General features: G+C 64.0%; 16 protein-coding genes, 1 tRNA gene and 1 pseudogene. 8 read left to right on the top strand and 10 right to left on the bottom strand.

Features of this window, described 5'->3' with window-relative positions:
• Positions 1-38: 38 nt before the first annotated feature.
• The 9 genes from DYI42_RS18575 to DYI42_RS18535 form a co-directional block, all read right to left on the bottom strand.
• Positions 39-710 carry an SDR family NAD(P)-dependent oxidoreductase gene (locus DYI42_RS18575; RefSeq protein ID WP_213547932.1) on the bottom strand — a complete coding sequence of 224 codons (672 nt, stop codon included), beginning with the start codon at positions 708-710 and terminating at the stop codon, positions 39-41.
• Positions 707-1,792 (bottom strand): phospho-N-acetylmuramoyl-pentapeptide-transferase, encoded by a 1,086-nt coding sequence (gene mraY, locus DYI42_RS18570; protein ID WP_213547930.1) that lies wholly within the window; start codon positions 1,790-1,792, stop codon positions 707-709. Before mraY ends, DYI42_RS18575 begins: the two co-directional genes overlap by 4 nt.
• Before the next feature lie 33 nt (positions 1,793-1,825).
• Complete coding sequence (locus tag DYI42_RS18565) at positions 1,826-3,247, bottom strand: UDP-N-acetylmuramoyl-tripeptide--D-alanyl-D-alanine ligase (RefSeq protein ID WP_213547928.1); 1,422 nt, start codon at positions 3,245-3,247, stop codon at positions 1,826-1,828.
• Positions 3,244-4,734: a UDP-N-acetylmuramoyl-L-alanyl-D-glutamate--2,6-diaminopimelate ligase gene (locus DYI42_RS18560; protein ID WP_213547926.1), complete on the bottom strand. Its 1,491-nt coding sequence runs from the start codon at positions 4,732-4,734 to the stop codon at positions 3,244-3,246. The genes DYI42_RS18565 and DYI42_RS18560 overlap by 4 nt, the downstream gene beginning before the upstream one ends.
• A gap of 25 nt (positions 4,735-4,759) precedes the next feature.
• Complete coding sequence (locus DYI42_RS18555; protein ID WP_213547924.1) at positions 4,760-6,541, bottom strand: peptidoglycan D,D-transpeptidase FtsI family protein; 1,782 nt, start codon at positions 6,539-6,541, stop codon at positions 4,760-4,762.
• Positions 6,538-6,906, bottom strand: a complete 369-nt coding sequence (gene ftsL / locus DYI42_RS18550; protein WP_213547923.1) for a cell division protein FtsL — start codon at positions 6,904-6,906, stop codon at positions 6,538-6,540. Before ftsL ends, DYI42_RS18555 begins: the two co-directional genes overlap by 4 nt.
• A gap of 6 nt (positions 6,907-6,912) precedes the next feature.
• Entirely contained in the window at positions 6,913-7,917 is a 1,005-nt protein-coding gene (rsmH, locus tag DYI42_RS18545) for a 16S rRNA (cytosine(1402)-N(4))-methyltransferase RsmH (protein ID WP_213547922.1), read from the bottom strand.
• A gap of 3 nt (positions 7,918-7,920) precedes the next feature.
• Complete coding sequence (mraZ, locus tag DYI42_RS18540) at positions 7,921-8,427, bottom strand: division/cell wall cluster transcriptional repressor MraZ (RefSeq protein WP_213547921.1); 507 nt, start codon at positions 8,425-8,427, stop codon at positions 7,921-7,923.
• An 833-nt stretch (positions 8,428-9,260) separates the two neighbouring features.
• A complete protein-coding gene (locus DYI42_RS18535) occupies positions 9,261-10,340 on the bottom strand; it encodes an Mrp/NBP35 family ATP-binding protein (protein ID WP_213547920.1) in 1,080 nt (359 codons plus the stop codon).
• 236 nt (positions 10,341-10,576) lie between these two features.
• Between DYI42_RS18535 and DYI42_RS18530 the strand changes: the two genes are divergently transcribed.
• From DYI42_RS18530 to DYI42_RS18520, 3 genes are all read left to right on the top strand, one after another.
• Positions 10,577-10,792, top strand: coding sequence for a DUF1127 domain-containing protein (locus DYI42_RS18530; protein ID WP_213547919.1), 216 nt, complete (start codon positions 10,577-10,579; stop codon positions 10,790-10,792).
• A gap of 691 nt (positions 10,793-11,483) precedes the next feature.
• Positions 11,484-12,374, top strand: a complete 891-nt coding sequence (locus DYI42_RS18525) for an NAD-dependent epimerase/dehydratase family protein (RefSeq protein ID WP_213547918.1) — start codon at positions 11,484-11,486, stop codon at positions 12,372-12,374.
• Between the two features lie 197 nt (positions 12,375-12,571).
• Positions 12,572-14,122, top strand: a complete 1,551-nt coding sequence (locus DYI42_RS18520) for a hypothetical protein (RefSeq protein ID WP_213547916.1) — start codon at positions 12,572-12,574, stop codon at positions 14,120-14,122.
• A 9-nt stretch (positions 14,123-14,131) separates the two neighbouring features.
• Here DYI42_RS18520 and DYI42_RS18515 read toward each other — a convergent pair whose 3' ends face one another.
• Positions 14,132-16,498, bottom strand: coding sequence for an ATP-dependent helicase (locus DYI42_RS18515; protein WP_213547914.1), 2,367 nt, complete (start codon positions 16,496-16,498; stop codon positions 14,132-14,134).
• Between the two features lie 214 nt (positions 16,499-16,712).
• Between DYI42_RS18515 and DYI42_RS18510 the strand changes: the two genes are divergently transcribed.
• From DYI42_RS18510 to DYI42_RS18490, 5 genes and pseudogenes are all read left to right on the top strand, one after another.
• Positions 16,713-17,426 carry a PAS domain-containing protein gene (locus DYI42_RS18510; RefSeq protein WP_213547912.1) on the top strand — a complete coding sequence of 238 codons (714 nt, stop codon included), beginning with the start codon at positions 16,713-16,715 and terminating at the stop codon, positions 17,424-17,426.
• 122 nt (positions 17,427-17,548) lie between these two features.
• Positions 17,549-20,986 (top strand): pyruvate carboxylase, encoded by a 3,438-nt coding sequence (locus DYI42_RS18505; RefSeq protein ID WP_213547910.1) that lies wholly within the window; start codon positions 17,549-17,551, stop codon positions 20,984-20,986.
• 66 nt (positions 20,987-21,052) lie between these two features.
• On the top strand, positions 21,053-21,439 hold the full coding sequence (locus tag DYI42_RS18500; RefSeq protein WP_213547908.1) for an MAPEG family protein: 387 nt from the start codon (positions 21,053-21,055) through the stop codon (positions 21,437-21,439).
• Between the two features lie 97 nt (positions 21,440-21,536).
• Positions 21,537-21,611: transfer RNA gene (locus DYI42_RS18495), tRNA-Gly, on the top strand.
• Between the two features lie 92 nt (positions 21,612-21,703).
• A pseudogene (locus tag DYI42_RS18490) lies at positions 21,704-22,961 on the top strand (hypothetical protein); the annotation flags it as partial.

The following is a 22,961-nucleotide window of genomic DNA, read 5'->3' as shown; positions in this document are numbered from 1 at the left end:
GTGGGTGGGCGGGCGCGTCGCCACCCCGCCCGCGCCCTTCACCACTCAATCGGAAGCTTTCGCCGAAAGAACCCGCCGGTCGGCCCGTCATCGCTCAGCGTCGCCAGCCAGATCGCCGTCTCGGCGGCCTCCTCGGGCGATGTCGTCGCCTGCGCCCCGCCCATCCGCGTGCGCACCCAGCCCGGGTCCATCGCGTTCACCTTCACGCAGTCCGGCAGGTCGCGCGGCAGCACGCAAGTCAGCGCGTTCAGCGCCGCCTTGGCCACGCCGTAGCCGTTCGGCCCGGCCATCCCCTGAGCAAAGCTGCCATACCCGGAAGACACGTTTACGATCCGCCCCCAGCCCCGCAGCGCCATCCCCGGCACCAGGGCCCGCATCAGCAGGAAGGGCGCCTCAACCATCACCTGGAGCGACTCGAACAGCCCCTCGGGGTTTTCAAACAGCGACCCCTGCGGAAACACGCCTGCGTTGTTCACCAGAATGTCGAAGGGCTCGCCGTGAAGCAGCGAGAGCATGTCATCGGGCTCCCGCAGGTCCATCACAAAGAGGTCCGCGCCAAGCCTGTCCGCCGCCGCTTCCCCCTCAGACTCGTCGCGGCAGCCGATCACCACCTCATGGCCCCGGGCAATCAGCCCCTCGGCAATGGCATAGCCGATCCCCCGATTGCCACCCGTGACGAGCGCCCTCCGGAGGATCCCGTCGCCACTCACCGGATTTTCAGGGTCGCCAGACCGATCAACGCCAGGATCAGCGAGATGATCCAGAACCGGATCACGATCTGCGGCTCGGCCCAGCCACGCTTCTCGAAATGATGGTGGACAGGGGCCATCAGGAAAACCCGTTTGCCGGTGCGCTTGAAGTACAGCACCTGGATAATGACCGAAAGCGCCTCGGCTACGAAGATGCCGCCAACGATCGCCAGCACGATCTCGTGCTTGGTTACCACCGCGATGGCCCCCAGCGCCCCGCCCAGCGCGAGGCTGCCGGTGTCGCCCATGAACACCGCCGCTGGCGGCGCATTGTACCACAGGAAGCCAAGACCCCCGCCGATCAACCCGGCTGTGAAGATCAGCAGTTCGCCGGTGCCTGGGACGTAGTGAACATCAAGATACTCGGTAAAGTCGACCCGGCCCACCGCATAGGCGATCACTCCCAGCGTGCCCGCCGCGATCATCACCGGCATGATAGCCAGCCCGTCGAGTCCGTCCGTCAGGTTCACCGCATTGGCCGCACCGACGATCACGATCATCGAAAATGGCACGAAGAAGATGCCGAGGTTCAGCAGCACGTCCTTGAACACCGGCAGCGCCAGCTGCCCGGTCAGCTCCGCCGGATGAAACCACGCCGCCGCCGTCCCCGCCGCCGCGGCGATCAGCAAGCCCAGCCCAAAGCGCACCTTGCCCGACACGCCCTTGGTGTTCTGCTTGCTCACCTTCGCATAATCGTCGGCAAAGCCGATCAGGCCAAAGGAGATCGTCACCAGCAGCACGATCCAGACATAGGGGTTGTCGAGCCGGGCGCAGAGCAGGGTCGAGAGCGTTAGCGCCGAAAGGATCAGTAGGCCGCCCATCGTCGGCGTGCCCGCCTTCGTAAGCATATGGCTTTCCGGCCCATCGTCTCGGATCGGCTGCCCGCCCTTCTGCCGCTTGCGCAGCATGTTGATCAGGGGCTGACCGAAGATGAAGCCGAAGACAAGGGCGGTGAAAAACGCGGCCCCCGCGCGGAAGGTGATGTAACGGAACAGGTTGAACGCCCCGCCTCCATCACCAAACTCTGCCAGCCAATAGAGCATGCCCCTGCCCCTCTTCTTGTTATCTTATTGTCGTCAAGCCGGGCTGCCTTGGCCCATTTTCCGTATCGCGTCAACAACCCGCGCCAGTCCTGTGCCCAGCGAGGCCTTGACCAACACGACATCGCCAGCATCCACCAGCCTCGACACTTCCCTTGCCATCGCGGCCCCATCGGATGCGTGATGCCCGCGCTGGTCCTCGGGCAGCGCCGCGTGCAGTGCATGGCTGAGAGGGCCAACGGTGTGCACAGTGTCGATGGCTTCCATCGCCTCGAGACCGGCCAGCGCCGCATGCAGCGCCTTCTCCTCCCACCCAAGCTCCAGCATGTCACCGATCACTGCGATGCGACGCCCCTTGCGCACCCGCCCGATCCCGTCGCGCGGCTCGGTGGCCGCCAGCATCTCGAGCGAGGCGGCCATCGAGGCAGGGTTGGCGTTGTAGCTGTCGTCGAACAGCGTGAGGAACCCTCCGGCGCGGGCCGGATCAGTGGTGATTTCCTCCCGCGCGCCCCGGCCCTCGTAGGGCGTCCACTTGCTGAGATCGGCGGTGGCAAGCCCGGTGTCGGCGCCGAGCCCCTGCACAACTGCCAGCGCTCCCAGCGCATTCATGGCAAAATGCGTGCCCGGAGTGGTCAGCTTGAACACCGCCGACCGGCCGGCCAGCTTCGCCTCCGCCACTGTTTGCCCCTCGGTCAGCACGACCTTGCCCAGCGCAAACTCGCCCGCCTTACCGAAGCTCACCACATCTGCACCCGCGGCTTCCGCCGCCGCACGCAGGATCGGCGTTGTCTCCAGATCGCCGTTGATCACCGCCACGCCGCCGGATGCCAGCCCTTCGAAGATGCTGGCCTTTTCCCGCGCGATCCCTTCCAGCGACCCGAATGCCGCCATGTGGGCCGGGGCGACAGTGGTGATCATCGCCACGTCGGGCTGCGCCATTCGCGCCAGCGGGGCAATCTCGCCGGGGTTGCTCATGCCGATCTCGATCACCGCGAAGTCGGCGTCCACCGGCATCCGGGCGAGCGTCAGCGGCACGCCCCACTGGTTGTTGAAGCTCTTCTCGGCCGCATGCACCTTGCCCTGACGGCTCAGGATCGCACGCAGCATCTCCTTGGTGGAGGTCTTGCCGACGGACCCGGTGACACCAACCACTTTTGCGCGGGTTCGTGCGCGGCCCGCCCGGCCCAGGGCTTCGAGCCCGTCCAGAACGTCCGGCACCACCAGCAGCGGTGCCTCCTCGCAGCCCTCCGGCACGCGGCTGACCAGCGCGGCGCAGGCCCCCTTGGCCAGCGCATCGGCCACGAAGTCATGCCCATCGCGGACATCCTTCAACGCCACGAAAAGCTCTCCCGGCGTGATGCTGCGGCTGTCGATCGAAAGCCCGCTCGCCTCCCAGTCGCCCCGGGCCTCGCCGCCCGTGGCTGTTGCAGCGTCTGCCGCCGTCCAGAGAGCGCTCATGTCATCTGCCCATCGAGCGCGGCGACCGCAACCGAGGCCTGCTCCACATCATCGAAGGGAAACACGTCATCCCCCACGATCTGCCCCGTTTCGTGCCCCTTTCCCGCAATCAGCAGGGCATCCCCCGGCCCCAGCGCATCAACGCCGCGCAGGATGGCTTCTGCCCGGTCGCCCACGTCCACTGCCTCAGGGTCCGCTGCAAGAATGGCGGCACGAATGCTGGCCGGGTCTTCGCTGCGCGGGTTGTCATCGGTCACGATTCGCACATCGGCATGATCGCGCGCCGCCGCGCCCATCAGCGGGCGCTTGCCCCGGTCGCGATCCCCTCCCGCGCCGTAAACCACCACGAGGCGCCCCATCACATGCGGGCGCAGGGCTTTCAACGCGGTCTCCAGAGCATCGGGCGTGTGCGAGTAATCGACAAACACCGTCGCCCCATTCTGCCGGGTCGCGGCCAACTGCATGCGTCCCCGCACCGTGGTGAGCTGGGGCAGCGCGTTGAACACTTCAACCGGGTCAGATCCGCTGGCGACGCAAAGCCCGGTCGCCAACATCACGTTCTCGGCCTGGAAGCCGCCGATGAGGCCCAATCTCACCTGCCGTGGCGTGCCTTCGTGCAGGAATCGCAAGTCCTGCCCCGAAGAGTCGAACCGTTGCGATATGATGCAGAGCTCGTAGCTCTCGTCACGGCCCACCCGCAGCACGCCGTGGCCGCCCTCCTCGGCAATGGCCGCCATCTCTGGGCCGCGCGGGTCTTCCATGTTGATTACGGCAGGCGCGTCATCAGCGAGCACCCTGTGGAACAACCGCGCCTTTGCATTGAAGTAGTCTTCGAAGGTTTCGTGATAGTCGAGATGATCCTGGGTGAAGTTGGTGAAACCTGCTGCCGCGAGCCGCACGCCATCCAGCCGCCGCTGCGCCAGCCCGTGCGAGCTGGCCTCCATTGCGGCATGTGTAACCCCCTCCTCAACCGATGCAGCCAGCGCGCGGTGCAGGGTGATTGGTTCAGGCGTGGTGTGCTTCAGTGGATACTCCCACGCGCCCTCAACGCCAGTTGTGCCAAGGTTCACCGCCGCGTGGCCCATCGCCATCCAGATCTGCCGGGTAAAGCTGGCAACGCTGGTCTTGCCGTTGGTGCCGGTGACAGCCACCATCACATCGGGCTGCGCACCGAACCAGAGCGCCGAGGCCATTGCCAGCGCCCCGCGCGGATCTTCCACCACGACGAGCGCCGCGTTGAAATCGGCCAGTGCCTCGGCGGCAAGCCGGGCGCCCTCGGCATCGGTCAGAACCACGCTGGCCCCCATCCGCAATGCGTAGCCCACGAACTCTCCGCCATGGATGTTCACACCCGGCAGTGCGGCAAACAGGAAGCCCTCTTCCACATCGCGGCTGTCGACAGCCAAGCCCTTTACGCGGGCCTCCGCGCCACCCTGCGCGGTCAGCCCCAGCTCTGCCAGCGATCTCACTCTTGCTGTCTCGCTCATCGCCGGCTGCCCCCTGCTCGCTGCCTTAATTCGAGGCCTTTACTATCGCAGCTTCGGCACCGGGTTCAACGCTTGGGCGCAGGCCGAGAAGCGGGGCGACGCGGCGGATCATCTCCGCCGTCACCGGCACTGCCGTCCAGCCTGCGGTGCGGCGCGGCTCAGGGCCGGTCAGTTCCACAGGCTCGTCGAGGCTGACCACGAGAACGTATTTTGGATCATGTGCCGGGAACACCGTCGCAAAGGTCGCGATCACCTTGTCCTTATAGTACCCGCCCCGCGGCTTGGGCTTGTCGGCAGTGCCGGTCTTGCCGCCCACGGCATACCCCTCGACCTCGCCGAAACTTGCCGTCCCCTCGGTGACGACCTTGCGCAACATGGCGCGCGCGCGCTCGGAGGTCCGTCGGCTCACCACGCGCGGCCCCGCTTTCTTAACGTCCTGCTTCAGCAGCGTTGGGTAAACCCTTGTTCCACCGTTCAAGAGCGAGGCGTAGGCTGTGGCCAGATGAAGCGGGCTGGCCGAAAGACCATGGCCGTAGCTGATCGTCATCGTGGAGATCTCCGACCACTTCGGCGGCAACAGGGGCTTGCCTGTGGGCGCCTCGACCATTTCCACCGGGGTCGGCTCAAAGAAGCCAAGGGACTCGAGAAACGCCTGCTGCCGTTTGGTGCCGATATCCATGGCAATTCGCGCCGTCCCGATGTTCGAGGACTTCACGATAACCTTGGTCACACTCAGCTCATTGCCATAGTTGTGAAAGTCCCGAATGCGATGCCGTCCCCAGGTCAACGGGCCCTTGGTGTTGATCATCGTCTCGGGGTTCACCAAGCCCAACTCCATCGCTTGGGCGACGGCGAAGATCTTGAAGGTCGACCCCAGCTCGTAAACGCCCTGCACCGAGCGGTTGAACAGCGGGCTGTCGCTCTGGTCGCCACTTGTCAGCGGTCGGGGACGGTTGTTCGGATCGAAGTCGGGCAGACTGGCCATGGCGATGATCTCGCCGCTATGGGCGTCCATCAGCACGGCGCTGGCGCCCTTGGCGTTCATCAGTTTCATGCCGCCGTAAAGCACCTCTTCTGTCACCGCCTGCACCGTCAGGTCCAGCGTCAGCTCCAGCGGCCTGCCAGCGCGGGCCGGGTCGCGCAGCAGCTCGTCAAACTGCTTTTCGACGCCCGCAACGCCCACGACCTCTGCCGAATGCACCCCCTCGCGGCCAAAGCTGGCACCGCCGAGGATATGCGCGGCCAGCTTGCCGTTGGGATAAAGCCGCATCTCGCGCGGACCAAACAGCAGGCCCGGCTCACCGATGTCATGCACCGCCTGCATCTGCTCGGGGCTGATCTTTTTCTTTACCCAGACGAACTTGCGCTTGCCCGTGAACTGGCGCTTCAGCTTGTCCACGTCGAGATCGGGGAAGATTTTGCCCAACTCCTCGGCAGCGCGCTCCTTCTCCACCATCAGGGGCGGCTGCGCATAGAGCGAGTGAGTTGAAAGATTGGTGGCAAGCACCCGGCCCTGCCGATCGACGATGTCGGCGCGGCTGGCACTGATGAGTTCGGCCACACCGCTGCTGGTCGGCTCTGCGGGCACGGAAGCCGCCAGATGCCCCATCCGCGCGCCGATCACCACGAAAGCACAGAAGAAGCAGATGCCCAGCACAAAGAGGCGCCCTTCCGCGCGGAAACGCAGCTTGTCACGTTGCTCTTCATGGCGCATGCGAAGGTTTTCGCGCTCGATCGCGTCGGGGTTCTGGCCGCTCTGCCGGGCAGCGATCACGCGGGCCAGCGGGCGCAGCGGAGTACGGGTCATGGGTTCTGCTCCTCGTTGTCGCCGTCACCGTTCAGTGTGCCCTGGATCTCCACCGGATCGGTGATCGGCAGCGCCTCCTCCTGCGGGAAGCCCACCTGATCGACCCGGCCAAACTGCTCGGCCCCGAAAGGCAGCAGCCCAAGCCGGATAAAGTTCAGCTCCGCAAGCTCGGTCAGTCGCTCGGGGCGATTGAGATAGGCCCATTCGGCGCGCAGCATGGCGCGTGTGTCATAGAGCGCGCGGATTTCGGCCCTCAGTTTGGCCATGTCTTTCTGAGCTTTCTGGGTCTGGTAGTTCTCGTGATAGGCCCAGAACGCCAGCCCCATCACCGCCAGCGCCGAGATGACATAGAAGAAGCCTCGCATCGCCCCTTACCCTTTCCACCAATGTTTCGGGCCCGGCAGGCCCATCTGCGCCCGGTCCACCGCGCCGCCCGCCTCGCCCGTGCGCCGCGCCATGCGGAGCTTGGCCGAACGCGCGCGCGGGTTGGCGGCGATCTCTTCCTCCGAAGGCGCCACGGCCTTGCGCGTGATCGGCGCAAAGGGCGCCGGCGGGGCCTCGACTTCGGGCGCATAACGATTGCCGCGTGGCGCGGCACCGGAGCGCGCGGCGAGGTAGCGCTTCACCACCCGGTCCTCGAGCGAATGGAAGGTCACAACCGCCAGCACGCCCCCCTCACCCAGCAGCCCCTCGGCCGCTTCCAGCCCCGCGATCAGCTCGCCGAACTCGTCGTTCACCGCGATCCGGAGGCCCTGGAACGTGCGCGTCGCCGGATGCACCTGCCCCGGCTTCGGGCGCGGCAGGCAGTTCGAGACCACCTCAGCCAGCTCCAGCGTCCGGCTGAAGGGCCGCGCCTTCACGATTGCCCGCGCAATCCGCCGCGCCGCCCGCTCTTCGCCGTAAAAATGGATGATATCGGCCAAATGGCCCTCGTCGCCCTCGTTCACCAGATCGGCAGCGCTTGGCCCCTCGCTCGCCATCCGCATGTCGAGCGGCCCGTCCTTCATGAAGGAAAACCCCCGCTCCGCCTGATCAAGCTGCATAGAGGAGACCCCCAGATCGAGCACCACGCCCTCCACCGGCCCTTGGATCAACTCGCCCATCTGCGAAAACTGCCCACGCAGCACATCCAGCCGCCCGCCATATTCGGCGATCATCGGCGCGGCGCCCTCGATGGCGCTCGGGTCGCGGTCGATCCCCGTCACCCGTTCGGCGCCCGCCTCCAGCAGCCGCCGGCTGTAGCCGCCCGCGCCAAAGGTGCCGTCTACCCAATGGCCCGCCACAGGTGCGGCGTTCTCGATCAAAGGATCAATGAGAACAGGAACATGGGGCGGCCCTGCGGGCGTATTTGGCGAAAGGCTTTCGGCCGCCGCCATCGCTCAACCCTCGCTATGGACGCTGTCGAGCAGCTCCAGCGGGTCGAAGTCATCGCCCATCTCGTCCAACCACTCTTCGTCATCCACGCCATGAACTTCGTCGTAGGTTTCCGGCTTCCAGATCTGAAAGCTGTCACCTGTGGCGATAAAGAAGGCCTCCTTGTCGAGGCCGATCTTCTCGCGCAGCTTGGCGGGCAGCACCAGCCGCCCGGTCTCGTCAACCTGGGTGGGCAGCGACATGCCCGAATAGAGCCGCTCAAGGTAGCGCCGCTGCTTGGTGCCGCGCGGCATGGCGGCGATCTTCTCGTCGATCTCGTTGATCGCGTTGACGGTGTAACACTTGAGGTGATCCTGGCGCTTGTCGCCGTAGACGATCACGAGGTTGGGGGTGTCACCCTCCGAGCAATCCGGGTCTTCAGCGGCCAGAACATGGCGAAACAGGGCCGGGATGCTCACCCTGCCCTTCGTGTCCACCTTGTGGTGGCTCTCGCCTCTGAACCTGCGACCCAAATCGCCACTCCTTAACTGTCCCGCGAGGCCCCTTGCCGGACCCCGAAAATGAAAACGGCGGATTGAGCTGCTGCCATGTGCCCAATCCGCCGCCCTCGTCCCATTTCTGGGTGTCCGACTGCGCGCGCCACCTGGGGGGATGTCTGCTCGCTCGCGCGCCGGATCTCTTCGTTCAGATGAAAGCGGGTGCCTGTATGAAAGCCTGCCTGACTTTGGGAGTTTGCGATCTTGCGTCGCTTTGTGTTCCCGTCTTCATCTTGGAATTAGGTATGCCATGGGAAATCACGGGAAGCAACAACACTTTTGCCCACCAATGCCCAAACAGGCACAAGTCGCCCCGGTCAGGTTCCCTCAACTCACGTAGATTTCAGATATTTCACGGAACAGGTGGTAAAGACGCGCAAATTCGACACTATATATAGTACATGGCAGAGCGACCAAAAAACTCCCACGCTTTCCCAAAAAACGTGCCATCGCGGCCAAATACAGGCCGATCAGCCCGGCTGACAGCCCAAGAATCCAGCGAAATTTCCGGTGGTTTGGGAATCACGGCGTCGCGATTCGCCGCGATTCACCCGTGATCCCATAATCTCCCATATCCCGTCCCATGAGTGGGATCTTGTCCCATGGGCGTCCGACTCTGGCGCCGCGATATCGGCAGTCTTCATCGCCAACATCGCCCAGGTTGCCCGTCTCGTCGCCAATTCGTCGGCGCCGCCCAGAGCTGGGGATGAGGTCACTCTATAAAAGGGCGGCCGAAAAGCCGCCCGTCTCAAACCATAAATAGCTGCGCAGCTGGCGCAGGGCCACTCCCGACAGGTGCCGGAAGGCTGTCACCCCATTCCGCCTTCCACCAGGCCCCGCGCCAGCCGCGCATAAGCCTCCGAGGCGGACCCCTCGCCCGCCGCGACCGGCAGGCCTTTGTCGCCGCCCAATCGGGTGTCCAATTCCAGAGGCAACTGCGCCAGCAGAGGCACACCCATCTTCTCGGCTTCCATTGCTACGCCGCCGTGGCCGAAGAGATGCGCCTCGTGCCCGCAGTTCGGGCATATATAAGTAGACATGTTTTCGATCAGCCCCAGCACAGGAGTCTTGAGCTTGCCGAACATGTCGATTGCCTTGCGGGCATCGATCAGCGCCACATCCTGCGGCGTGCTTACCACCACCGCGCCGGTGATCGGGTAGCGCTGGCACAGCGTCAGCTGCACATCGCCCGTGCCCGGCGGCAGATCGACGATCAGCACATCGAGCTCACCCCACTGCACCTGTGTCATCATCTGCTGAAGTGCGCCCATCAGCATCGGGCCGCGCCATATCACCGCTTGCCCCTCCTCCAACATCAACCCGATGGACATAAAGGTGACACCGTGGGCGGTGAGCGGAATGATCTTCTCGCCATCCGGGCTACCGGGGCGCTTGCTCACCCCCATCATCCTCGGCTGACTGGGGCCATATATATCTGCATCCAGCAGCCCAACCTTGCGCCCCTGCCGCGCCAGCGCCACGGCGAGGTTGGCCGAAACCGTGCTCTTGCCGACGCCACCTTTGCCCGATCCCACGGCGACGATGCGCTTGATACCCGGAATCGCCTGCGGGCCGGATTGCGGCGTGGGATGGCGACCCACCTTCAGGCTCGGGGGCTGATTAGGCGCCTGCGGCGCGGCGCTGTGGGCGGTAAGCAGGGCTGACACGGAGGAAACCCCCTCCACCGCCATGACCGCCGCTTTCGCGGCCTCCAGAATCGGCTCCATGCGCGATGCTGCGGCCGCATCAGGCGCTTCGATCACGAACTTCACTTCGCCACTGTCACCAATCTGCAACGCTCGAATCATGTCGCGAGATACAAGATCGCCGCCGTCTGCAAGCCCCACTTTTGTCAAAGCGTTTTGGATTTCGCCTTTATCTACAGGCATCTCGCCCCCTTCACGTTGCATGCCGCACTGAAATGTGACGCGGCGTCATTTTCTTTAGCGCACAAAATTTAGCCTTAACGCGCTGAATCTCCAGCCTTTTCACCTATTCACTCCGCGCATAGCCGCGTTGCAGCGAAAAGGGTTTGTGCAGGTGCAGCAATTCCCTACATTGATCTCAACGAACGGGCACAAAGCGGCCCGACCACAGGTACAACACCACGAAGGACACAGCCACCATGGCTTACGCAACCGCACACAGCACCGCGCACACCGGCATCCTCGGCCGCGTTGAAGCCTTCATCGAGGCCCGCCGCGAGAATGCAGCCAAGCGCCGCGTCTACCGCCAGACGCTCCGTGAACTTCAGGCTCTGAGCAACCGCGACCTTGCCGACCTCGGCATTGCGCCGTCGATGCTGCGCTCGGTTGCCTACCAGGCCGCCTACGGCGCCTGAAACCAGTTAGCGAAGGGCCCTCTCCTCCTCCCTGGGTTCTTCGTTCTCGGCGGCGACACCATCCTCCTCCCGGTGTCGCCGCCGCAAACCCCCGCTGAAACGGGGACGAGATAAAGAGATCAGAGCGTCCGTCCTCCTCCCTGGGCGTTCTGTCACAAGGCGGCGATGCTCACCTCCTCCCGAGCATCGCCGCCGCCCAAAGTTTCGGTTTCGGAGAGCCCTCTCCTCCTCCCTGGGCCTTCGAGATCCGGCGACAGCCCACCTCCTCCCGGGTTTGTCGCCACCCAATTCGGTTTCGGTCCGCCCGACCTCCTCCCTGGGCGCCCGAGATCGGCGGTGATCTCACCTCCTCCCGAGGTCACCGCCCCTAATTCGGTTTCGGACGGTCCGTCCTCCTCCCTGGACCAACCGAGATCAGGCGGTGGCCTCACCCTCCTCCCGAGGTCACCGCCGACCTAATTCAGTTTCGGACAGCCCGTCCTCCTCCCTGGGCATCCGGAAAAATAGGGGTGGCGCCACTCCTCCTCCCAGGCGCCATCCCCCCTTTCCTCCCGGAAGGGGTCAGAGTTCAGGCACCCGTCCTCCTCCCTGGGTGATCTGATATCGGCGGCGATGCTCACCTCCTCCCGAGCATCGCCGCTTTTCATTTCTGCCACGGCGCTACATGGTCTCTCCAATCAAGGAGGGCCCCATGCGCATTCTCTTCACCGGCGGCTCCGGCAAGGCCGGTCGCCATGCGACCCGTTACCTGGTGGAACAAGGCCACCGCGTGCTGAACGTCGACCAGACCGCATCTGACGTGGAAGGCGTGCTTAACCGGATTGCCGACATCACCGATCTTGGGGCGATGCACGATGCCATGCAGGCCTACGCAGACTTTGATGAGCTGGAGCCAGGCACCGGCGTTCCGGCCTTCGACGCCGTCGTCCACTTTGCCGCGATCCCAAGGATCATGGTCACGGGCGATGCCGAGTGCTTTCGCGTCAATACCCTTGGCACCTACAACGTCATCGATGCCGCGCTGAAGGCCGGTGTGCGCAAGGTGATTTTCGCCAGTTCCGAAACCACCTACGGCGTCTGCTTCGCGGATGGCGAACGCAAGCCGGACTTCATCCCGGTCGACGAGTCCCACCCGACGGTGCCCGAAGACAGCTATGCGATGTCGAAGGTGGTCAACGAGGCCACCGCTCGCAGCTTCCAGCGCCGCTCCGGAGCCGATATCTACGGGCTGCGGATCAACAACGTGATCGAGCCGCACGAATACGGCACGATGTTCCCCGATTTCATCGATGAGCCGGAAAAGCGCCGCCGCAACATCTTCGCCTATATCGACGCCCGCGACCTCGGCCAGATGGTCAATTGCTGTCTGAACACGGACGGGTTGGGCTACGAAGTGTTCAACGTCGCGAATGACACGCACTCCGTTGCGGCACCAACCCAAGAGCTGATCGACCGCTTCTACCGGGGCGTCGAGCAAACCCGCGAGATGGGCGAATACGAGACCTTTTATACCACTGAAAAGGCGAAGCGTCTCCTCGGGTTCGCCCCTCGTCATGACTGGCGCACTGAACTTCGATCTTGATCGCTGGCATAGGGGCTGCGGGCTTGGCAAGCCAGCCTAGCGGCAATAGCGTGCCCTGAAGCATGCCGCCTTATACCTGAGGCGCCAATCGCCTCCTTTCGCCTTCGGCTTAGACCCAAACGGCGACGCGCGATGCCTCAGGCGAAAGGCTATGAAATACTGCGTCGGCCCAAAAGGCGGACGGGGGACACCGCTGTATGACACAACCTCTCGCTGCCCCGTCGGCACGCCCCTTCGCCTTCCAGGCCGGAATGCTCTTGTTGCTTGTGGTGAGCTATGCGGGCCTTCGTGTTCTCTTCTTCCCCGGATTCGTGCTCGACGATAGCTATGTAACCTATCGCTATGCCCTTAACCTCGTCGAGCACGGCACCATGGCCTGGAACCCGGGTGAAGACCCTGTGGAGGGCTCTACCAGTTTCCTGTGGGTGGTGCTGACCGTTCCGGCAATTGCCCTGGGCATTCCGGCAGCGCTCTGGTCGTCAATTCTCTCGATCGGGTTCATGGCCGCCGTCATCTGGTCGCTTGCCGGGCTGTGCCGCACGCTGCCCTGGCCAGACAGGCTTGTACTGTGTGGCGCGCTCGCCCTCAGTGCACCGATGGCACTGCACAGCACGCAGGGCATGGAAACCGCCGCCGCGGCGGCAGTCGTCTATTGGGTGTCCCTCTGCTGCTCCCGCGTCATTCGCGGTGATCGCGGCGTGGCGAGCTTCTTGCTGCTGGCAGCACTGATGCTTGCTGCCACGTTGCTGCGCCCCGAGATGGCGATCTTCTCGGCTGTGCTGACACTTGCCCTTGCAGCCATGCTGCTGGCAACAGACAGGCGCGCGTTGAGACGGCTGCTGGTGGGCTACTTGCCCGTCATTGCCGTTGGGCTGGGGTATTTTTTGTGGCGCTACAGCTACTTCGGCTACGTGCTGCCGAACCCGGCCTATATCAAGTCCGGCTCCGGCCTGTCTCCGGACGGCATTCGGATGATGCTGAACTTCCTGCTCTGGATGGTGCTGCCCGTCACGCTCTATGTGCTCTATCGCACCCGGGGCGCCCTTCGCCTTGGCCCTGTCTGGCCCGTCATCGTGGGCATCTCGGCGCTTCTCGCCTACCAATGCACGATCCAGCCGATCCAGGGCTACGAATTCCGCTACCAGGCTCCGGTTTTCCCGGCGATCCTCCTTTGCCTCGTCATCGCGATGCGCAGGGCACCTACAGGCCTTGCTCCCCTGCCGCCGCGCGCCATCCTGCTTGCCGTTTTGGCCTGCCTGCTGATCTGGCCCGTCCTGCGCCTTCCCGTCGTGCGCGCCGAAGCCCTCGCCCGCACGCCTGCCGACCGGACCGCGGTGGGCCGTGCCTTGCAGGGGGTCGAAGGGGCCGCGCTTTTCACCTCCGAAGCCGGCGCGTTGCCATATTTCTCACGCTGGCGCGCCTACGATCACCTCGGCCTGACATCGGAGGAAGTGGTGCACGAGGGGCTGAGTTGCGCACTCTTCGAGAGTTGGCAGGTCGATGTGGTGATGCTGCTCGTCAATCCCGCGATCATATCCAACGAGATCTACGATGTTCCGCTGAAATGCCCTTCCATGGCGCGTTTCGAGCCGATCACCGCAACCCGCAAGACTGCGCGCGCCAGTCACATCTGGTATGTCGATTCTTCTTCGCCCCGCGCTGCGGAAATCAGCCTGGCCTTGAAGAATGCCACCGGGGTACAGCATCTGGACACCGCGCACATCGTCGGTTCTCTGGGCGCCCCTTGAACGCAGGCATCAAAACGGAATGTCATCCGCCGCGCTGGCCGCGGGCACGACGAACTTCGCCACGACCTTCTTCACCCCGGCCTTCTCGAAGGCGATTTCAAGCTTGTCACCCTCGATCCCGGTGATCGCGCCGTAGCCAAACTTCTGGTGAAAGACCCGCTCACCAACGGCGTGCGAAGATACGGCCTCCGCATCGATCACCATGTTCCGGCTTTCCTTCGGCTGGCTGATGCTCCTGCCCTGGCCCCGCATCTGCGCACGGGCCTGGAGGCGCTTCCAGCCCGGAGAATTGTATCCATCCGCGCGGGCAGCATCTTCATGCAATGTCGAGCGAATGTCCGCCTGCGGCGCAGCGGCACCGTAGCCGCCGCCATAGAGCCCCGGAGGCGTCAGCACCTCCACGTGCTCGGCGGGAAGCTCGTCGATGAACCGGCTCGGCAGGGCGCTTTGCCACTGGCCGTAGATCCGGCGGTTGCCGACAAAGGAAATCGTGCAAAGCTCCTCGGCGCGGGTGATCCCCACATAGGCCAGCCGCCGCTCCTCCTCGAGCCCCTTCACCCCGCTCTCATCCATGCTCCGCTGGCTCGGAAACAAGCCGTCTTCCCAGCCCGGCAGGAACACCGCCGGAAACTCCAGCCCCTTGGCCGCATGCAGCGTCATGATCGAAACCTTGGGCCCCTCGTCTTCGCTCTCATTGTCCATGATCAGCGCGACGTGCTCCAAAAAGCCCTGCAAATTCTCAAAAGATTCCAGCGCTTTCACCAGTTCCTTGAGGTTCTCCAGGCGCCCCGGCGCCTCGGGCGTCTTGTCGTTCTGCCACATGTCGGTGTAGCCGGATTCTTCGAGGATCTGTTCGGCCAGTTCAATGTGGTCTTCTTCGCCAAGCACGTTGCCATGCCAGCGCCCGAAGCCTTCCAGCAGCGCACCGAGCTGGCCCTTGGCCTTACCCGTGAGCTCACCCGAAGCCACGAGAATCCGCGCACCCTCGAACAGCGAAACCCCGTTCGCCCGCGCCGCCCGCTGCATCTTCTGAATCGCCTTCTCGCCCAGCCCCCGCTTGGGCACATTGACGATCCGTTCAAAGGCCAGGTCATCGTCCGGACTAACCGCGACGCGGAAATAGGCCATCGCATCGCGGATCTCCATCCGCTCATAAAACCGCGGCCCCCCGATCACCCGGTAGGGCAATCCGATGGTCAGAAACCGGTCTTCAAACGCCCGCATCTGGTGGCTGGCGCGCACCAGAATGGCACATTCGTTCAGCCCGATTGGCCGCATCCCGCGCGTGCCCTGCCCCATCGCCTCCAGCTCATCGCCGATCCAGCGAGCCTCTTCCTCGCCGTCCCAATGGCCGATAAGGCGCACCTTCTCGCCCTCTTCGGCCTCGGTCCACAGCTCCTTGCCCAGCCGCCCCTTGTTGGCGGCAATCACGCCCCCGGCAGCGCCCAGAATATGCGGCGTCGAACGATAATTCTGCTCCAGCCGCACCACATGCGCGCCGGGAAAATCCTTTTCAAACCGCAGGATGTTGCCCACCTCGGCGCCCCGCCAGCCGTAAATCGACTGGTCGTCGTCGCCCACGCAGCAGATGTTCTTGTGTCCCTGCGCCAGCAGCCGCAGCCACAGATATTGGGCGACGTTGGTATCCTGATACTCGTCCACAAGAATGTAGCGGAACCAGCGCTGATACTGCGCCAGCACATCCTCATGCTCCTGAAAGATCGTGACCATGTGCAGCAGCAGGTCGCCAAAATCGACCGCGTTCAGCGTCTTCAGCCGTGCCTGGTATTCCCGGTAGATCGCCACGCCCTTGTGGTCATAGGCGCCGGCGTCGGAGGCGGGCACCTTTTCAGGCGTAAGTGCGCGGTTCTTCCACTGGTCGATGATCCCGGCGAGCATCCGCGCGGGCCAGCGCTTGTCGTCGATGTTGGCGGCAGCGACGAGCTGCTTGAGCAGCCGCAGCTGGTCATCGGTGTCGAGAATGGTGAAGTTGCTCTTCAGACCCACAAGCTCGGCGTGGCGGCGTAGCAGCTTCACGCAGATCGCATGGAAGGTGCCAAGCCAGGGCATCCCCTCCACCGTCTGGCCCATGAGGCCCGCGACACGCTGCTTCATCTCGCGGGCGGCCTTGTTGGTGAAGGTCACCGCGAGAATTTCGTTCGGTCGCGCGCGCTGAGTCAACAGCAGATGCGCGATCCGCGTAGTCAGCGCCTTGGTCTTGCCCGTGCCTGCGCCTGCGAGCATCAGCACCGGCCCGTCAAGCTGCTCGACTGCCTCTCGTTGAGCGGGGTTCAGCCCATCAAGGTAGGGTGCGGGTCGGGCGGCGACCGCCCGCTGCGAGAGCGACAGGGCCTGTTCTGGATGTGGACTGCTCATGCGTGGAGTGTAACCGCTTGCCACGCCGAGGGAAAGACGCGCGTTCGCGTTGTGTTCCTGCGCGACAAGGGGCAGCACAGCTTGGTCAATGCCGGGTTAACCTTAAGCTTTCATTGAGGTTTTACCCAGAACTCTCGCTGCTTTGCGCTTCAGGCTTTAGCAAGTGTTAACTGCGCCTACCTAGGCTGTCCCGGCATCCCGAAAGGAGAGACCTATGTTCCAGCAGTGCGAGGCGGGGGAAATAAAGCAGCTTCTGGATGGATTCGAGGTTCCGATGTTCGCCGTTGAACGGCGCGCACCGGACGCACCCTGGGTGCTGCTATGCATCAACGCCGCCCACGCCGCCGCTTCCGGCATGGATCCCGGGCAGGTCGCGGGCCGCCCGGTGCATGCCCTGTTGCCCGATGCAGATGCTGACTGGGCCTGCGCCCGCTACACCGAGTGCCTGCAGAACCCCGATCCAATCCGCTACATCGAAAAGCTGAGCATCGCCGGGCGGCGGCAGGAATGGGACACCTCCCTGCAAGCCGTTCACCTCTCCGACGGGCGCGCGAGAGTAATCGGCACCGCCCACGTTCTGCCCGCCGAAACCTCCTCGTTGGCGCGAAGCGCCCTATCCACGATCCGGGACCAGACGGTGGAGGCGGACTGGCACCTTTCCCGTGTGACCGTGTTTCTCGAAAGCCTTGCATCGATGCATGTGGCCAACCTCGTTCCCGAGCGTCTGACCCTTCAGGCAGAGGCGCTCGCTGCAACCTGCAGAACCGTGAGCAGCCTGCTTTCCGACACGCGCCACGCCGCCGAACGCATAGAGCGGCGCAGCCTGCAGCCAGATCAGCACGAAACCACCCGGCGCAGCACCGGTGCTGCTTCAGGTGTTCCTGCAGAAACGATGCGCGACGCAGAAAGGCAGGTTTTGCAGGGCTGAGCGGGCCGCACGGCACTGCAAAAGGCAGGGTATATGCCGCTGCGTTGCAGCATGGCCCTTTCCCTTCCGTGAAATCTCCGTAACAATCACCCGTGCTGCAACGCGGAAATACGGGGAGCGTCATGGCCGATTTCAAAAAGATTCTCATCGCAAATCGGGGCGAGATCGCCATCCGGATCATGCGGGCGGCCAACGAACTGGGAAAGAGGACGGTCGCCGTCTACGCCGAGGAAGACAAGCTGGGCCTGCACCGGTTCAAGGCGGACGAAGCCTATCGTATCGGCGAGGGCCTTGGCCCCGTGGCGGCCTACCTCAGTATCGAAGAGATGATCCGCGTCGCCAAGATGAGCGGCGCCGATGCGATCCACCCCGGCTACGGCCTGCTCTCGGAGAACCCCGAGTTCGTTGATGCCTGCGAGGCCAACGGCATCAAGTTCATAGGGCCCAAGGCTGAAACCATGCGCGCGCTCGGCGACAAGGCCAGCGCCCGCAAGGTCGCCATCGAAGCGGGCGTGCCCGTGATCCCTGCCACCGAGGTGCTGGGTGACGACATGGAGGCCATCGCCAAGGAAGCCGAGGAAATCGGTTATCCGCTGATGCTCAAGGCCAGTTGGGGCGGCGGCGGCCGGGGCATGCGCCCGATCAACAAGCCCTCGGAACTGAAGGAAAAAATCCTTGAAGGTCGCCGCGAGGCCGAAGCCGCCTTCGGCAACGGCGAGGGCTATCTTGAAAAGATGATTACCCGCGCCCGCCACGTCGAGGTGCAGATCCTTGGCGACAGCCAGGGCAACATCTACCACCTGTGGGAGCGCGACTGCTCGGTGCAACGCCGCAACCAGAAGGTCGTCGAGCGCGCGCCTGCCCCCTACCTCTCCGAAGCCCAGCGCGAAGACCTCTGCAACCTCGGCAAGAAGATCTGCGAGCATGTGAATTACGAGTGCGCCGGCACCGTCGAGTTCCTGATGGATATGGAGACCGGCAAGTTCTACTTCATCGAGGTCAACCCGCGCGTTCAGGTCGAGCATACGGTCACGGAAGAGGTGACGGGCATCGATATCGTGCAGGCCCAGATCAAGATCGCCGAGGGCAAATCGCTGATCGAGGCTACCGGCACGGCCTCGCAATATGATGTGCGCCTCAACGGCCACGCGCTGCAGTGCCGCGTGACCACCGAAGACCCGCTGAACAACTTCATCCCCGACTACGGCCGCCTCACCGCCTACCGCTCGGCCACCGGCATGGGCATCCGGCTCGACGGCGGCACCGCCTACGCGGGCGGGGTCATCACCCGCTACTACGACTCGCTGCTCACCAAGGTCACCGCCTGGGCACCAACGCCCGAAGCCGCGATCGCCCGGATGGACCGTGCCCTGCGCGAGTTCCGAATTCGGGGCGTCAGCACGAACATCGCCTTCGTCGAGAACCTGCTGAAGCACCCCACCTTCACCGGCAACACCTACCACACCAAGTTCATCGACGAGACGCCGGAACTCTTTGATTTCAAACGCCGCCGTGACCGCGCCACCAAGATCCTGCGCTACATCGCCGACATCACGGTGAACGGGCACCCTGAAACCGCGGGCCGCCCCAAACCCGCCGAGGCCAAGCCGCCCAAGGCCCCCGCCTCACGGGTCGAGGCCCCTGTCCCCGGCACTTTGAACCTGCTGCAAGACAAAGGCCCCGAGGCGGTGGCGAACTGGATGAAAGAGCAGAACCAGTTGCTCATAACCGACACCACCATGCGTGACGGCCACCAGTCGCTGCTCGCCACCCGGATGCGCTCGATCGACATGATCCGCGTCGCCCCCGCCTATGCCGCCAACCTGCCGCAGCTGTTCTCCGTGGAGTGCTGGGGCGGCGCCACCTTCGACGTGGCCTACCGCTTCCTGCAAGAATGCCCCTGGCAGCGCCTGCGCGACATTCGCGCCGCCATGCCCAACATCATGACGCAGATGCTCCTGCGCGCCTCCAACGGCGTGGGCTACACCAACTACCCCGACAACGTGGTGGTGAGCTTCGTGAAACAGGCGGCGGAGTCTGGCGTCGATGTTTTCCGCGTCTTCGACTCGCTGAACTGGGTTGAAAACATGCGCGTGGCCATGGATGCCGTGGGAGAGAGCGGCAAGATCATCGAAGGCACCGTCTGCTACACCGGCAACGTGCTCGATCCTGACCGCGCCAAATATGACGTAAAGTATTACGTCGAGATGGCGAAGGAGCTGGAGAAGGCCGGCGCCCATGTGCTCGGCCTCAAGGACATGGCCGGGCTGCTGAAGCCCTCCGCCGCCAAGGTGCTGATCCCGGCACTCAAAGACGCGGTGGATATACCGATCCACTTCCACACCCATGACACCGCCGGCATCGCCTGCGGCACCATCCTCGCCGCCGCCGACGCGGGCGTGGATGCGGTGGATTGCGCGATGGATGCGCTCTCGGGCAACACCAGCCAAGCGACCCTCGGTACCGTCGTGGAGGCCCTGCAATACACCGAGCGCGACACTGGCCTTGATATCGGCGCAATCCGCGAGATTTCCGACTACTGGGAGAGCGTGCGCGCCCATTATGCCGCCTTCGAGTCCGGGCTCCAGGCGCCTGCGTCAGAGGTCTACCTGCACGAGATGCCCGGCGGCCAGTTCACCAACCTCAAGGCCCAGGCCCGCTCGATGGGGCTGGAAGAGCGCTGGCATGAAGTGGCGCAGATGTATGCCGACGTTAACCAGATGTTCGGCGATATCGTAAAGGTCACGCCCTCCTCGAAGGTTGTGGGTGACATGGCCCTGATGATGGTCAGCCAGGGTCTCACGCGCGCCGAGGTAGAAGACCCCAAGCGCGAGGTCTCCTTTCCCGACTCGGTCATCGACATGATGAAGGGCAACCTCGGCCTGCCCCCCGGCGGCTGGCCCGAAGCGATCCAGAAAAAAGTGCTGAAGGGCGAGAAGCCGCTCACCGAGCGCGCCGGCAAGTCGATGAAGCCGATTGATCTCGAAGCCACCCGCAAGGAGGCCTCCGAGAAACTCGGTTTCGAGCTGGATGACGAGGATCTGAACGGCTACCTGATGTACCCCAAGGTTTTCACCGATTACGCCGCCCGTCACGAAGAATATGGCCCCGTCCGTACCCTGCCGACCGATACCTACTTCTACGGGATGGAGCCCGGCGACGAAATCTCTGTAGAGATCGACCCGGGCAAGACTCTGGAGATCCGGCTATCGGCCATGGGCGACACCAACGAGGACGGTATGGCCAAGGTCTTCTTTGAGTTGAACGGCCAGCCCCGCACCGTCCGCATCCCCGACCGTCGCGCCGGCGCCACCGCGCAGGCGCGCCCGAAGGCGGAACTGGGCAACGAGAACCATATCGGTGCGCCAATGCCAGGCTCGGTGGCTACGGTGGGCGTGTCGGCGGGCCAAAAGGTCAGCGCGGGCGATTTGTTGCTGACAATCGAGGCGATGAAGATGGAAACCGGCCTCCACGCCGAGCGCGATGCAACAGTCAAGGCGGTGCATGTGACCCCGGGCGAACAGATCGACGCGAAGGATCTGCTGGTCGAGTTCGAGTAACGTTCCGAAGCCGTTGATCTTGCCTGCAATTTACTCTCAGATGCAGGCAAGAAACGGAGGAGTGCCATGTTCCCTGTCACGTCCATCTACGCGGGTCTGCTGACCCTGCTCTACATCGGCCTCAGCGCCGGAGTGATCCGGCGGCGGCGTGCGGCAGGTATCTCCGTTGGCGACGGCGACGACGCGCGAATGCGTGTTCTCACACGCGCCCACGCCAACTGCGCCGAGTATGTGCCCGTCGGCGTCCTGCTTCTGGCGCTCTCAGAGGGCCAGGGCGCGCCCGCCGTGGCCTTGCACTTAATGGGCGTCACGTTGCTGGTCGGGCGTGTTCTGCACGCCCGTGCCTTCCTTGGCGCGCGCATCAACCTGCGCCTGCGGGTATTGGGCATGGCTCTCACCTTCCTCCCGCTCCTGCTGATGGCCGTGGGCCTGCCTCTTCACGCGCTTTTCTAGCGCCCCGCGCAGACCCGGCGAAAATTTTCGCGAAAGCGGTGAAATTTCCCCTTGAACCCGCCCGGCACCGCCGTTATCTCACCGCTACTCAACGGACGCGGGCGTAGCTCAGGGGTAGAGCATAACCTTGCCAAGGTTAGGGTCGTGAGTTCGAATCTCATCGCCCGCTCCAATGAGTTCTCAAGATATCTCCACAGGCAGTTGAAGCTTAGGCGAATTCGGTTAGGCTTGGTCCATTGATTTGTGCCTGAGGGAATTTGACCGATGTGGAATTTCAAGTCCTCCGTCGCTTGGGGGCTTTTGAAGCAAACCGCCAGTTTCACCAGTTATCGTCTCGGGGTCTTCCTCGGGATCGCCGCGAGCTACGCGCTGCTGGCCTGGCTCGGCTGGTTCGTCGGCGTGGCCATCACGCGCGGGGCGATGAACAACGGCGCGAGCTTCAACACGATCATAACGCTGGGGCGCACGATGCCGCCGCTCTTCATCCTCATGTTCTGCGGCAGCCTCGGCGTGGGCATGTGGTTTCTGCGCAAGCACCTCTACTGGTATCTGCGCGTGCCACACATGGCACTCATGGCCGAAATACTCGAAGGTCGCCGCCTTCCGGAAGGGAGCCAAGTCAAGGCGGGGATGGAGATCGTCAAGGCGCGTTATGGCGACATGAACCGCCTTTGGGCCCTGCGCGGCCGGATCGAGAAGACCCTGCCCGCCATCAATCCGCTCCTGCCCCTGCGGGACCTCTTCCGGATGAAGCCCGAAGGCAAGGGCGTGGGTATGAGCCAACCCTATCTTTGGCTCGCGGAACGGCCCGTAGATGAAATGGTGCTGGCCCACGGCCTCCGCAAGCGCGCCGTGAATCCCTATGCTGCCGCCCGCGAAGGCCTCGTGCTGCTGGCACAGAACGGCAAGCCTGTGGTGGGCAACGCCCTCACGCTGCAAGGCTTGGGCTGGGCCTATGGTCTGATGTCCTTCATTGGATGGCTTGTCGTTTTCGCCCTCTTCATTCTGCTGGCGCCCGGCGCTGGCCTCTTGATGTCGATCATCGCGGGCTTCTTCGCATGGGGCACCAAGGCGGGGCTTTTCGATGCGCTGACCAACGCCTGCCTGCTGCAAATCTACGTTGGTGCCACGCGGGGCCAACGGCCCAACCCCGATTGGGAGAGTCGGCTCGACGCCGATTCAACCGCATTTGCCGAACTTGGCCGGGAGGCCGACGCCTTGCCGGGCGGGGCTGACCGGACGTCGGCAACAGCGCAGAAAACGGTGATTGGCGGGGCCATGCCCGCAGCCGAACCAACCGCGCGCGCCGTCGCACCTGCTGCCGCGGCGGCCGCACCTGTGGTTGCGGGCCCCGAGGAACAGGCGGCGGCTTCAGCCTTCACCCCCCCGGAAGAACTGATGCCCTCGGGGTTTGCCGAGGCGAAACCTGCTGCCGCGGAACCTAAGGCCCCAGTTGCCGCGCCACCCACGCCCACCGCCGCATCACCGGCGCCCAAAACGCCGGAAGCGCCCCCTGCGCCGC

The sequence above is a fragment of the Vannielia litorea genome, assembly GCF_018424695.1.
Taxonomy (GTDB): Bacteria; Pseudomonadota; Alphaproteobacteria; order Rhodobacterales; family Rhodobacteraceae; genus Vannielia; species Vannielia litorea_A.
This window is presented reverse-complemented; position numbering and strand designations above follow the sequence as displayed.

What these genes read in the sequence shown, in the direction of transcription:
- DYI42_RS18565 (WP_213547928.1), bottom strand. Translation starts at nt 3,247, where the DNA reads ATGAGCGCTCTCTGGACGGCGGCAGACGCTGCAACAGCCACGGGCGGC.
- DYI42_RS18535 (WP_213547920.1), bottom strand. Translation starts at nt 10,340, where the DNA reads ATGCCTGTAGATAAAGGCGAAATCCAAAACGCTTTGACAAAAGTGGGG.
- DYI42_RS18525 (WP_213547918.1), top strand. Translation starts at nt 11,484, where the DNA reads ATGCGCATTCTCTTCACCGGCGGCTCCGGCAAGGCCGGTCGCCATGCG.
- DYI42_RS18515 (WP_213547914.1), bottom strand. Translation starts at nt 16,498, where the DNA reads ATGAGCAGTCCACATCCAGAACAGGCCCTGTCGCTCTCGCAGCGGGCG.
- mraY (WP_213547930.1), bottom strand. Translation starts at nt 1,792, where the DNA reads ATGCTCTATTGGCTGGCAGAGTTTGGTGATGGAGGCGGGGCGTTCAAC.
- DYI42_RS18530 (WP_213547919.1), top strand. Translation starts at nt 10,577, where the DNA reads ATGGCTTACGCAACCGCACACAGCACCGCGCACACCGGCATCCTCGGC.
- ftsL (WP_213547923.1), bottom strand. Translation starts at nt 6,906, where the DNA reads ATGCGAGGCTTCTTCTATGTCATCTCGGCGCTGGCGGTGATGGGGCTG.
- DYI42_RS18500 (WP_213547908.1), top strand. Translation starts at nt 21,053, where the DNA reads ATGTTCCCTGTCACGTCCATCTACGCGGGTCTGCTGACCCTGCTCTAC.
- DYI42_RS18510 (WP_213547912.1), top strand. Translation starts at nt 16,713, where the DNA reads ATGTTCCAGCAGTGCGAGGCGGGGGAAATAAAGCAGCTTCTGGATGGA.
- DYI42_RS18520 (WP_213547916.1), top strand. Translation starts at nt 12,572, where the DNA reads ATGACACAACCTCTCGCTGCCCCGTCGGCACGCCCCTTCGCCTTCCAG.
- DYI42_RS18560 (WP_213547926.1), bottom strand. Translation starts at nt 4,734, where the DNA reads ATGAGCGAGACAGCAAGAGTGAGATCGCTGGCAGAGCTGGGGCTGACC.
- rsmH (WP_213547922.1), bottom strand. Translation starts at nt 7,917, where the DNA reads ATGGCGGCGGCCGAAAGCCTTTCGCCAAATACGCCCGCAGGGCCGCCC.
- DYI42_RS18555 (WP_213547924.1), bottom strand. Translation starts at nt 6,541, where the DNA reads ATGACCCGTACTCCGCTGCGCCCGCTGGCCCGCGTGATCGCTGCCCGG.
- DYI42_RS18505 (WP_213547910.1), top strand. Translation starts at nt 17,549, where the DNA reads ATGGCCGATTTCAAAAAGATTCTCATCGCAAATCGGGGCGAGATCGCC.